This is a genomic window from Dyadobacter beijingensis DSM 21582 (assembly GCF_000382205.1).
Lineage (GTDB): Bacteria > Bacteroidota > Bacteroidia > Cytophagales > Spirosomataceae > Dyadobacter > Dyadobacter beijingensis.
The window spans coordinates 87987-100034 of record NZ_KB907789.1 but is presented as its reverse complement, the minus strand read 5'-3'; the positions used below and the strand labels follow the sequence as shown (position 1 = coordinate 100034).

General features: G+C 51.2%; 7 protein-coding genes. 5 read left to right on the top strand and 2 right to left on the bottom strand.

All coding sequences use genetic code 11. The features are described 5' to 3' along the window. Window position 1: 1 nt before the first annotated feature. Window positions 2-565 (bottom strand): Crp/Fnr family transcriptional regulator, encoded by a 564-nt coding sequence (locus H144_RS0118945; protein ID WP_019943673.1) that lies wholly within the window; start codon window positions 563-565, stop codon window positions 2-4. 1 nt (window position 566) lies between these two features. After that, window positions 567-1304 carry an IclR family transcriptional regulator gene (locus tag H144_RS0118940; RefSeq protein ID WP_019943672.1) on the bottom strand — a complete coding sequence of 246 codons (738 nt, stop codon included), beginning with the start codon at window positions 1302-1304 and terminating at the stop codon, window positions 567-569. A gap of 289 nt (window positions 1305-1593) precedes the next feature. Between H144_RS0118940 and H144_RS0118935 the strand changes: the two genes are divergently transcribed. The 5 genes from H144_RS0118935 to H144_RS0118910 all read left to right on the top strand — a co-directional run bounded on the left by H144_RS0118935 (window position 1594) and on the right by H144_RS0118910 (window position 12044). Next, a complete protein-coding gene (locus H144_RS0118935) occupies window positions 1594-4695 on the top strand; it encodes a SusC/RagA family TonB-linked outer membrane protein (protein WP_019943671.1) in 3102 nt (1033 codons plus the stop codon). A gap of 12 nt (window positions 4696-4707) precedes the next feature. Next, window positions 4708-6150 (top strand): RagB/SusD family nutrient uptake outer membrane protein, encoded by a 1443-nt coding sequence (locus H144_RS0118930; RefSeq protein WP_019943670.1) that lies wholly within the window; start codon window positions 4708-4710, stop codon window positions 6148-6150. A 1-nt stretch (window position 6151) separates the two neighbouring features. Further along, window positions 6152-8803 carry a GH39 family glycosyl hydrolase gene (locus tag H144_RS34890; protein WP_229207940.1) on the top strand — a complete coding sequence of 884 codons (2652 nt, stop codon included), beginning with the start codon at window positions 6152-6154 and terminating at the stop codon, window positions 8801-8803. Between the two features lie 61 nt (window positions 8804-8864). Next, window positions 8865-10526 carry a sodium:solute symporter family protein gene (locus tag H144_RS0118915; protein ID WP_019943668.1) on the top strand — a complete coding sequence of 554 codons (1662 nt, stop codon included), beginning with the start codon at window positions 8865-8867 and terminating at the stop codon, window positions 10524-10526. A gap of 27 nt (window positions 10527-10553) precedes the next feature. Next, complete coding sequence (locus H144_RS0118910) at window positions 10554-12044, top strand: GH39 family glycosyl hydrolase (protein WP_157504973.1); 1491 nt, start codon at window positions 10554-10556, stop codon at window positions 12042-12044. Window positions 12045-12048 lie beyond the last annotated feature (4 nt).

Genomic DNA, 12048 nt, shown 5'->3' with positions numbered 1-12048 from the left:
TCTAAAAAGCGTAAGCGCGCCGAATCCTGCTCAGATGCCGTTGTGTGATGCCCAAATAGGACGCTAATTGATTTAGCGGGATGAGCATCAAATAGTCCGGATGTTTTTCCATCAGCTCGGCGTATCGGTTTTCGGCGCTTTCTTTCAGCAGGGTAAACACGCGCTGCTCCATCTTTAAAAACTCCTGTTCGGCAATCATTTTAGTCAGTCGCAACCAATTGATGCTGGTTTTCTCAAACTGTTCGATGGCGGATTTTGGGATAACAAATATCTCGGCATCAGTTATCGCGCAGATATTTTCGACAGTTTCTTGCTGGGTAATAAAGGAAGAATATGCTGTGACAAAGGTGCCGTCAAAAGTGAAGCAATAGGTGATCTCTTCCCCTTGCGTGTTGTAATAAAATGAACGGAAAATTCCAGAGCGCACAAACGCTACCTGCCGGCATACTTGTCCTTCCCTGATAAAATACTCGTTCTTTTTAACGGTCCGGTAACTGCCTGCATCAACGGCCAGCGTGATTTCCTGCTCGGTCAGGATATTGAATGATCTCAGATACTCTTCCATCTCATTGCAGTTTCTGGCTGATCTGCGTGGCCGCTTCGCGCAATGCTGTCACAATTTCCTTTTGCCGCGAGGCCGAGCACCGGTAGTCCGGCAGAAATATGCTCAGTCCGGCAACTACTTTATCCTTGGCCCATACCGGTACGGCAAAACCGCGTACATGCGTGTTTTTCAGATGCGTCATGCAAATGCCTTCATTGCGGATATGGATCAAAGCTTCCATGAGCGACATCCGAGAACCCGCCTCCTCCCACAACCCGGCATCGGGGAGTCCATTGTGCAGTATGAAACGTTCCAGTTCTTTCTCGGAAAGGTAGGCGAGCAATAGCCGTCCGCTGGCTGTTTCGTACACATTCCGTTCCGAACGGATTTGCACCTGAATATCCTGGGTTGAATGCACCGCATGCAGGATATACCGCTTCTGGTTTCGCAATGCGCCCAGCAGGCAGGATTCGTTGAGCAATGTCGTGAGTTGTGCCATCGGTTCCCGCGCCGCCATTACCAGATCCTGCTCGTAGTTCACTTCATTGGTAAGCCGGTAGGCCGCCAGGCCCAGCCGGTAGCCCTTTTTTTTACCGACGTGTTCGAGATACCCCTTGCCGATCATGGTATTGATGATGTTCGAGGCGGTGGCCTGGTTGAGCTGCAGCTCATTGGATATTTCCGTCAATGTCACGGCCTGACCGTCGCGCTGCGCGACCAGTTCGAGAATATCAAACGCTTTAATGATTACCTGTACCATACTTTAACATGATGATAGTAAATCTAACTGATTGCGCCAGTTAAACCAAAGTATGTAAAATGTTTTTCTTTTCGGTATAGGTGCCATTCACTAGTTTTTGTATCTATTTAATCATTTGATTATTAGTATTTTAAGATATTTCTTTAAGATCTTTTACTCCCTCGTTCTCTTGAAATTTTTCAGCAAAATAAATTTATTATACAAAAAATATTGACCGAGCTTATTTGTTTATTAATATTGAATTGTTGAAGTATTATTTATCATTGTTGAAGTATAATCTTATAACCCTATGGAAACACTCTTTACGGGCAAGCCGGTTTGGTGGCTTGGTATTTGCATGCTGCTCCTGACGACCCCTGTTTTCGCGCAAACCATCACGGGCAGCATTTCTGACGCGGGTGGTGGGAAACTACCGGGAGTTAGTGTGGTGCTTAAAGGCACGCAGAAAGGAACTTCTTCGAATGCAGATGGCGCATATTCATTGGCTGTATCCGGACCGACTTCTACGCTCGTATTTTCCTATGTAGGGTATGTGAGCCAGGAAATTCAGGTGGGCGACCGCACTGAAATTAATGTGACGCTGGCTGAGGACAATAAATCACTGCACGAAGTGGTGGTGGTCGGTTACGGAACCCAGGAAAAGAAGGATCTTACCGGGGCGATCTCTTCGATTGCGGCAAAAGACATTGTCAAGACACCCGTATCGGGTTTCGATCAGGCTTTGCAGGGACAAGTTGCGGGATTACAGATATCGAGCTCGTCAGGTGCTCCGGGTGGAAATACGAATATTCTGATCCGTGGAATAGGCTCGATTTCGGGTGGTAACGAGCCACTTTTTGTGATCGACGGTTTCCCTGTTTCGGGTGCAGGGGTAGGTAATCCTTTAAACACAATCAGTCCGAATGATATCGAGAGCATAGATGTGTTGAAGGACGCCTCGGCCACGGCGATCTACGGATCCCGCGGGTCCAATGGGGTAATTATCGTGACCACCAAGCGCGGCAAATCGGGTAAGGCGCAGATCCAGGTGGACGCCTACGCGGGGATTCAGCAGATAGGTCACAAAATCCAGATGATGAACGCCGAGGAATTTGCCCGGTTCACCATTGACGGGCGCAACAATGGGTACCTTGACAATGTTCCTACCGGCAAGATCACAGATCCCAACAGCATGCGGCCAGCCACATTTCGTATTCCGGCCGATTTGCAGAACCCTGCGGCACTGGGCGAAGGTACCGACTGGCAGGACGCGATCTTCCGCAATGCCTCCATCCGCAACATACAGGTGGCCGCTTCCGGTGGAAATGAAAACGTGCGTTACGCGATATCAGCAGGATATTTCAATCAGCAGGGCATTATTATCAACACCGGGCTGAAACGGTACAGCTTCCGCGCCAATGCCGACGCGAAGGTTTCAAAACGCCTTACTGTGGGCGTGAGCCTGCTGCCGAGCTTCACCTCCCAGGACAATTTACCATTTTCGGGACATTACGGTGGGTTTGGTATCATACAGACTGCCATGGGGATCTCGCCGCATGTACCGGTTTACCGGCCTGACGGATCTTATGGCAATGAAATCCCTGCGCCCGAAGGTTCTGCCGGTTTTCAAAGCCCGGTCAAAATTGCCAACGAGTATAAAAACCCTTCGTCGCAGTTTCGCTTGCTGGGTAACACTTATGCCGAGTTCGCAATCTCTGGCAGCCTTAAATTTCGGACAACGTTTGGAGCGGATTTGAACTATGCTAAAAATCAGATCTGGATACCGTCCACACTGAGTACCTCGGCACCGGTAGGTATCGCGTCGGCTACGGCTACCAGGTCCGAGAATATCAACTGGCTCAATGAAAACACATTAAGTTATAAAAAGACCTTTGGTAAACATACGGTTGACCTCGTAGGTGGCTTCACGGCTCAACGCGAGCGGGGCGATGTGATCACAGCGAATGCGGTCAACTTTCCCGATAACCTGATCCCTAACATCAATGGTGGAACCGTTAACAGCGGAACGGAAGGTATTCAGGATTACACGATTCTCTCGTTATTGGCCAGGGCTAACTATATATTCAACGACCGGTATCTAATCACTGCGACGCTGCGCCGCGACGGCTCGTCACGTTTCGGTGAGAACAACCGTTGGGGAACGTTTCCTTCCGCATCCGTAGGCTGGCGGGTCTCAGAGGAAGCGTTTATGAAAACCCAGCATTTTATCAACGACCTTAAACTCCGCGCGAGTTACGGGCTCACCGGTAACAATGCGATCGGCAATTACCGCGCTATCGGGCAGCTTACAAACGCTAATTACGTGATCGGCGATGCGCTCACGCCCGGCCTTGCCCGCAGCTCTTTTTCGAACGGACAGCTAGGTTGGGAATCCATGAAACAGCTCGATTTGGGCTTGGACCTGTCGGTGCTTGATAATAGGGTGAACCTGACGGCGGATCTATACGAGAAGCGAAATACCGATATGCTCTTCAATATATCCACGCCGGGTGCAACAGGGCTTTCGAATGCGGTGGTAAACCTGGGTGAGGTGCAGAACAAAGGCCTGGAATTGGCTTTAATGACGCGCAATACGACCGGCGTCTTTAAATGGACAACCAATGCAAACATTACTTTCAACCGCAATAAGGTGTTAGCCATGTCAACGGATGCCGAAAGAATTTTCAGCAGTGCCAACGGGCAGGTTGCCAATACGCACGTTACACAGGTAGGAAGCCCGATTGGAGTGTTCTTTGGTCGCCGTCAGCTGGGTATTTTCCAAACCGAGCAGGAAATCGCTGAATATAAAGCGCAGCCCCTGGCAAAGCCAGGCGATGTGAAATGGAAAGATATCGACGGAAACGGGGTGATCAATGATAACGACCGCGAGGTGATCGGCAGCCCGCATGCCAAATATTTTTTCGGGTTTAACAATACATTTTCCTACAAAAACCTGAGTTTGGACATCGCTACGAACGGTATGGTGGGCTACCAGATTTACGACGGCACATTCATGATCAACAATGCAGGTGTGCAGAACAATACCAAGTACGTATACGACCATCGATGGATTTCACCCGAGCAGCCGGGAGATGGCCGCTTCGGCCGGACGATCCGTGGCGGGAAAAATACCAACACGGTTTACAGCTCGCAGTATCTGTTCAATGGATCTTACCTGCGCATCCGGAACGTGACGCTTGCCTATTCACTTCCGCAAACCCTGACCCAACGCGTGGGGCTGCAGAATGTGCGTATATACGCTACCGGCACTAACCTGTTTACCTTCACCGGGTATCGCGGCTATGATCCGGAGGTGAGTGTTTCTAATGATAATTTGCTCGCTTCGCGCTCCGACTTTGGTAATTATCCAATTGCAAGGTCTTTCACAATCGGCATTAACCTTTCATTCTGACAATCGATCATCATGAAATTCAAACATATTAGTTTAGCCATCCTCGCCTTGTCGGTGAGTGCGTGCAGCGATTTTCTTTCGGTACTGCCTGAAACTGAACGTACCGTGGAGAATTTTTACAAAACTGCCGCCGATTACAACACGGCTGTGGTGGGCACATACGCTACTTTTAAACATGCCGGACTGTACGGGACCGGCGGCGGTTCGCTGATCTGGCTCGGCGAAGTTTCTACCGACAATACCGAATACGGATACACCCGCACACCGGTTAGCGCTATTGGTTTTGAAATCGAAGACCTGAATTACTCCCTTTCCAATACCTATTTCCGTGACGCGTGGCAGGGGCATTACCAGGGTATCGGCCGGGCAAACGCGATTCTGGACCGCATAGCAGGCGCGGAAATTGACGCCGCCCTGAAAGCACAGTATGAAGGCGAAGCGCGGTTTTTACGCGCGATGTTTTATTTCAATCTGGTTCAGCTTTTTGGGGATGTGCAGTTGGTTAAAACCGAGATCAACGACCCGTACGCCACCGCCGGCATTCTCCGTTCACCGGCGTCGGAAGTGTATGCTTTAATAGAAGCCGATCTGGCGACAGCCTCGGAGAAACTACCTGCGACCATCACCGCGGCCAATGCCGGTCGGGCCTCCAAATGGGCCGCCAAGACTTTGCTGGCCAAGGTTTACCTCGCACAGAAAAAATACGCGCCCGCGGCCGTGGTTCTGAAAGAAGTGATCGATGCCAATGCATACAAGCTCATGCCCAATTATTCGGATGTATTTGCAGCATCGACTTCGTTTGCCAACAATAAGGAGGTTATTTTAGCAGTACAAAATAAAGGCGGGCAAATCGGGCAGGGAGGAGGCTTTTATAGCCTTTGGACTCCCTTTGGGGCGATCTCACCAGATTTCGGCATCTCGGGCGGACCGGGCGACGGCGTCAATAAGCCTACGGCCGATCTGATCGGAGCATATGAGGCTGGCGATTTGAGGAAAGTCACGTCCGTGGCGACGTCTTACACCAATGCCAGCGGTATGGTGATCAATGAACCGTACCCTGTCAAATTTCTCCAGACAGGCATTATTCGGGGAGAATCCGACGTAGATTATCCGATTCTTCGGTATGCAGACGTGCTGCTCATGTACGCGGAAGCACTCAATGAACAAAACCAGCCGGCAGCCTCTTTGCCATTGATCAATCAGGTTCGTAAGCGCGCAGGATTGTCCGAGCTGACGGTGAGCACCCAGGCCGATGTGAGACTGGCGTTGGAAAAGGAACGCCGGGTCGAGTTTGCATTTGAAAGCCAGCGCTGGTTCGATCTGAAACGGACCGACCGTTTCGTACCCGTGATGTCGGCCAAGGGTTATCCGGCGAAAGCATTCCAAAACCTGTATCCGATCCCGTTGCGGGAGATTGAACTGAACAAAAACCTTACCCAGAACACCGGCTATTAGAATGGAAAGACTCACAAAGCGTTCGGCGCGCCCTATGCGCGGTTTCCTTACTAACCTGGCTTTGACCATGGCGATCACATCGGGTATGGCGAAAATCGGTGACAGTAATGCTCAGTCACTTCCGGTTGACCCTGCAATGGTTAAGGTCGCTTCCGGCAGGGTCATTCATCGTTTTTTCGATACTTCGCCCATTAGCCCATCCGGCAAGTACATGGCTTTGTTCAGGATGCCTTATGAAGATCATACCCCTGCGCCCGGTGATGCGGGAGAGGTCGTGCTGGTTGACATTGCGTCGCGCACCGAGCGTGTTGTCGCGCGGTCGCGCGGCTGGGAAATGCAGCTGGGTGCGCAGGTGCAATGGGGCGCGAGTGACCGGGAATTGTATTTCAATGATGTCGACACGAGCAGCTGGCAGGCATTCGCGGTTCAGCTGAATCCGCTCACGGGTGCGTCCCGGCGGTTGGGTGGAACCGTGTTTATGGTTTCCAGGGATGGGAAAAAACTGGCAAGTCATAATCTGGTCAAATCCAGGTATGCGCAGATCGGCTACGGCGTTATTATTCCCAAAGAGCTGGCAATCCGCAATGTGGGCGTTCCGGACGATGACGGTGTTTTCATTACCGACACCGGGTCGGGTAAGTCCAAGTTGCTTGTTTCGATCAAGGATATCTATGAAAAATCTTTGCCATCCATTGCGGTCCCCAATCCGCACGACTTTGAATATTATTGTTTCCAGGTAAAATGGAACCCGCAAGGGACACGCCTTTTGACGACCGTCCAATGGGCGCCGGTAGGTGGTGGCGCAAGAAAAAGAGCGGTGATTACGATGAATGCAGATGGCTCGAACCTAAAAACGGCCATCACGCCAGAGCAATGGGCCAAAGGCGGGCATCATGTAAACTGGCTGCCCGACGGCGAACACATTTCGATGAACCTCGAACTGGGCGGAAAACCGGGGTTGGAGCTAATTACGGCCCGCTTTGACGGTACTGATTTGCAAACGGTGTTCCAGCCAGGCTCCGGCCATCCTTCGTATCATCCCAAAGCCCTGCCGCTGATCGTCACCGACGCCTACCCGGGCGAAATGGTGACCTCGGGCGACGGGACTGTGCCGATCCGGCTATTGAATACCCAGACCGGCGTCGAGCAAAGGCTGGCCAGCATTTTCCTTTCCAAAGCGGAAGGCGAATTCCGGATCGATGCGCATCCTGCCTGGGACAATTCGGGGCGGTATGTCGTCTTCAACGGCTTGTCGGATGGTACCCGAAGTGTTTTTATGGTGTCGCTGCCTGAAAGTGGGTCGCAGCCACTGTTTCCGTGGAAGGTTTTAGGACAACTGAAAACCCGGGATGCCAGGGACATAGCGCAAAGCAGCTGGTCGATCGGGGCTGAAACGCTTGACCGCGATTATACAGACTATCAGTCCTACAAAACATACCTGGGCCCGTTGGGTGCCAAGCGCGTGCGTTTGCAAGGCGGTTGGGCCAAATGCGAAAAAGTGAAAGGAGTGTATGATTTCCAATGGCTGGATGCGGTCATTCCCGATGCGGCGTCACGAGGCGTAGCCCCGTGGGTAGAGCTTTCCTACGGTAACCCGATCTACGAGGGTGGGGGCGAGGCAAAATTAGCCGGGCATATCCCGACATCCCCTCAGGCTTTGCAGGCATGGGACAATTGGGTCAGGGCCATCGTGACGCGCTACAAGTCGCAGGTGCCGGAATGGGAAATCTGGAACGAGCCCGACCTGAACGCAAAGCATACCGGTCGCGAAATTGGCGAGTTTTATCTTCGCACGGCAAAAATCGTCAAGTCTGTTCAGCCGAATGCAAGGCTGATCGCATTAGGAATGGCCAGCGTTACCCGCCTGGACTTTGTGAAAGATTTCATGGACTATCTCAAGGAAAACAATGGGCTTACCTACATAGATATGCTTACCTACCATGGTTACGCATATAATCCCGACGAATCTTACCCGAAAATAGAAAAGCTGCGGCAACTGGTGTGGAGCTATAAACCTTCGGTTGTTTTCATGCAGGGGGAGAACGGAGCGCCCTCCACACCCAAGGAGGTAACCATCGGCGCTTTGCGGGACCAGGACTGGACCGAGCTCACACAAGCCAAGTGGGACCTGCGCAGGATGCTCGGCGATCACGGGCGGGGTATTGCGACCAATCTATTTACCATCAGCGACATTCATTACGCACCAGGCGACCATATGGTGGGGATCAACACGAAGGGCATTCTCAAAACCAATCCCGACAAAACAGTAGATCGCCCCAAAATGGCGTTTTCCGCAGCCCAACGTGTTTTCTCACTGTTTGATGATCAGCTGCTGGTGTTGAGACAAATACCGCAAGCCGGTCAGCAAAATCTTTATGCATTCAGCTACAAACATCGCAAAGCAGGCAGGTTGCTTACAGTTTGGTCGGGAGAAGCCAAGCCGATAGACAGTTATGTTTCCAGGCCTGTCACGATCACGGCAGATGGCGACTTTCGTGACCCGGTTCTCGTCGATTTGGTGACTGGAACGGTCTACGCAATTCCCAAAGAGAACGGTGTTAAAAGGGGAGAAGAAACCATTTTTAGCAACGTTCCAGTCCCTGATTACCCGGTCGTTATCGCCGACCGGAGCCTGCTTGAAATCAAGGAGTAAGTATAGTGATGATTTGGACCGGCTTTAATCAAAGTAACCCGCATTTAAACGAAAATTGAAAATGAACAAACTCCATACCCTGGACTACATCACCATTATCGTATACATGGTCTTAATGTCGGGGATAGGCATTTTTCTGGGACGGTACATCAAAAATATCGGTGATTATTTCAAAGGCGGGAGTGGTATTTCGTGGCTGGCCGGAGGTATCAGCAATTTCATGACCAAATTCAGCTCGTTTGTTTTCGTCGCTTATGCCGGGATTGCCTATTCGGATGGCCTGGTGGCGATTACGCTGATTTGGAGCACGATATTTCCCTCCGTTCTGGCCGTATTTGTCTATGCCAAACTCTGGAAGCGAGCCGGGATTATCAGTCCGGTCGAATACCTGGAAACACGTTTCAACGCGCCGATTCGCCAGCTGTTCTCATGGAGCGGGGTGCTGCTGAAAGTGCTGGATGATATGCTCAAACTGTATTCAATAGGCATATTTGTGACCGCAGCCTCGGGGATACCTTTTGAAACCGCGGTGATTTTCTGCGGTTTGGTCGTAGCCGTTTACACGGTGATAGGAGGTTTTTGGGCTGTGATCGTGACCGACGTAGTGCAATTTGTGATCCTTTTTTTCTCGACATTGATTCTGGTTCCGCTCGCGTATCACGCAGCGGGCGGGATAGCGCATATGCAAGACGTTATACCCGATAATATGCAATTCCTGAATGGTAAAAAGGGGACGCCGTTCTTTGTTTTTGTCTACTACATTTTGATTATCATCAAATACAACGGTAACTGGACATTCATTCAGCGTTTTTATAGCGCCAAAACCGAAGAGGACGGAAAGAAAATCGGTTGGCTTTCTGCGGGGCTGTTTTTGATATTCCCGGTCATATTCCTCTTTCCGGCTGTGGCCGCGCGGGTGATCCTTCCCGAGCTGGAAAACCCAGAAATGGCTTACGTGGCCCTTTGCCTGAAACTGCTGCCGCAGGGTATTATGGGGCTGATGCTCTCGGCGATGTTTGCCGCTACGATGTCCGTGCTCAGCGCCGAATACAATGTAACCGCCAGCGTGCTGACGCGCGACATTTATCAGCGCCTGTTCCGCTCAGATTCCAGCCCGAAAGAAATACTTTGGGTGGCCCGCATTATGACCCTGGCCGTTGGGCTGGTCGTTACAGTCGGAGCGCTGTATGTAGGCCGCTTCGGCGGGGCATTTAAAGCCAACCAGTATTTGACGGGTATTTTCTCTATTCCAATGATTATTCCCGTGATCATGGGCATCGTTTTCTGGCGGCCGCAGCCGTGGGGCGCCATCGCTACTTTGGTCATCGGTATTGCAACAGGTATCGCATTGAACCTCAACCCGCAGATCAGCTGGGAGATGGCTACCTTTATTGAAATCATCGTGTGCATCGCCGTCTTCCTTGGGTCAGGTTTGTTTTTGTCGAAAGACGAGGAGTACCTGGCAAGAGTAGGACGCTTCTTCAAAAAGCTGGCGAGCCCGGCGCCGGCAGTGGTCGATGGCGGCGACTCCGGTGTGTTAACCGGCCTGATGATGCTCTATGCATTTGCTTTCCTGGTAACGGGTACCCTATTCATTTTAATGGGGTTCCCTTCCGCTTCCAACATGAGCGGGCAGCTTGCCATTGGCTCGGGAGTCATATGCATTCTCGCAGCAGGGATATTTTACTGGCGTGGCAGGGGCACGGGGGCCGGGGAGGTTTGAGATAACGGTTTATAAAATGTATTGTTTATGAGATTGCTAAAATGCTATATCGCATTCTTTTCCTTCGCGTGTACATACGCACTGCCATTGTGTGCGCAGGACGCGCCCGCGACGCCCGCTATCCCGCTGCACAAGATCGGTCAACTCAAACCCAAAAGTACCGATGAAATTAGCGCATCCAACTGGATACTGGGTTGCGAAACCCTGGACAGGGATATGACCGACTACGAGCAGTACAAACAGTACATTGCACCGCTCGGTATTAAAATGCTCCGCATGCAGGCGGGCTGGGCCAAAACTGAAAAAGTAAAAGGCCGGTACGACTGGGCATGGCTAGACAAGATCATCGACGATGCCACTTCACGCGGCTTTCAGCCATGGCTTGAAACCTCCTACGGCAATCCCATTTACCCCGGCGGCGGCGGTGTGAACCTGAGTGCGGGCATTCCCAGCTCTAAAGAGGCGCTCGAAGCCTGGGACAAATGGGTGGCGGCCCTGGTGACACGTTATAAAGGCAAAGTGCGGGATTGGGAGGTTTGGAATGAGCCCAATTTCGGGGATAACGACATCAACACCGCCGAGCAAGTGGCCGATCTGAACATTCGGACAGCCGCTATCATCAAGCGCATTCAGCCCGACGCACGGATTTCGGGTCTGGCCATGGGCCATATTGACCTGAAATATGCGGAGACCTTTTTTAAATACATTCATGACAGAGGCAAGATGGGCCTGTTCGATAATATGACCTACCATGACTATGTCTATAATCCCGATTCCAACTATGATCATGTGCGAAAACTGCGCGAACTGCTTGATCGTTTCGCGCCGGAGGTAAAGCTGCGCCAGGGTGAAAACGGCTCTCCATCCTTCTCAGGCGGAGGGCGCGGCGCGCTGGGCGACTACGATTGGACCGAACTTTCGCAGGCCAAATGGAATACCCGCAGGATGCTTGGCGATCTGGGACACGACATGATGAGCAGCATTCTCGGGATTATCGACATGAACTATGCCGTAACCGCAGGACCGATCAAAAAGCTGAATGTGAAAGGCCTCATTCAGTCGGATTCGTCCAAAAGGGCGATCAGGCCCAAGCTGGCCTATTCGACGATGCAGCATGTGACGTCTGTATTCGACAATTCCCTGGTACGGATCGAAAACCTGACGCCGACTTTTAATAGCAATGCGAAAACCGAAGCGGGAGAAATCAAATTTTCCAAAAGCACCGATCGGAGCATTTCCGTGTATGGCTACCGGCATTTCAAAACGGGCAAGCAGCTTTTTGCGATCTGGTCTGACGAGGCTATCCCGGCTAATACCAATGAGATCAGGAGCGTGAATTTTACCTTCCTGAATGCGCAATTGGATCAGCCCGTATGGGTGGATATAATCACTGGGGGAGTCTTCGAAATCCCGCAAGCGATGTGGAAAAGGGTTGGTAATAAAATGATTTTTAACGATGTACCTGTTTATGATGCGCCTGTTCTGATTGCGGACAAGTCGCTTTTAAACTTGAAATAATTCC

Bases quoted from the DNA above. Each gene is read 5' to 3' on its own strand.
- H144_RS0118945 (WP_019943673.1), bottom strand. From the start codon at position 565: ATGGAAGAGTATCTGAGATCATTCAATATCCTGACCGAGCAGGAAATC.
- H144_RS0118940 (WP_019943672.1), bottom strand. From the start codon at position 1,304: ATGGTACAGGTAATCATTAAAGCGTTTGATATTCTCGAACTGGTCGCG.
- H144_RS0118935 (WP_019943671.1), top strand. From the start codon at position 1,594: ATGGAAACACTCTTTACGGGCAAGCCGGTTTGGTGGCTTGGTATTTGC.
- H144_RS0118930 (WP_019943670.1), top strand. From the start codon at position 4,708: ATGAAATTCAAACATATTAGTTTAGCCATCCTCGCCTTGTCGGTGAGT.
- H144_RS34890 (WP_229207940.1), top strand. From the start codon at position 6,152: ATGGAAAGACTCACAAAGCGTTCGGCGCGCCCTATGCGCGGTTTCCTT.
- H144_RS0118915 (WP_019943668.1), top strand. From the start codon at position 8,865: ATGAACAAACTCCATACCCTGGACTACATCACCATTATCGTATACATG.
- H144_RS0118910 (WP_157504973.1), top strand. From the start codon at position 10,554: ATGAGATTGCTAAAATGCTATATCGCATTCTTTTCCTTCGCGTGTACA.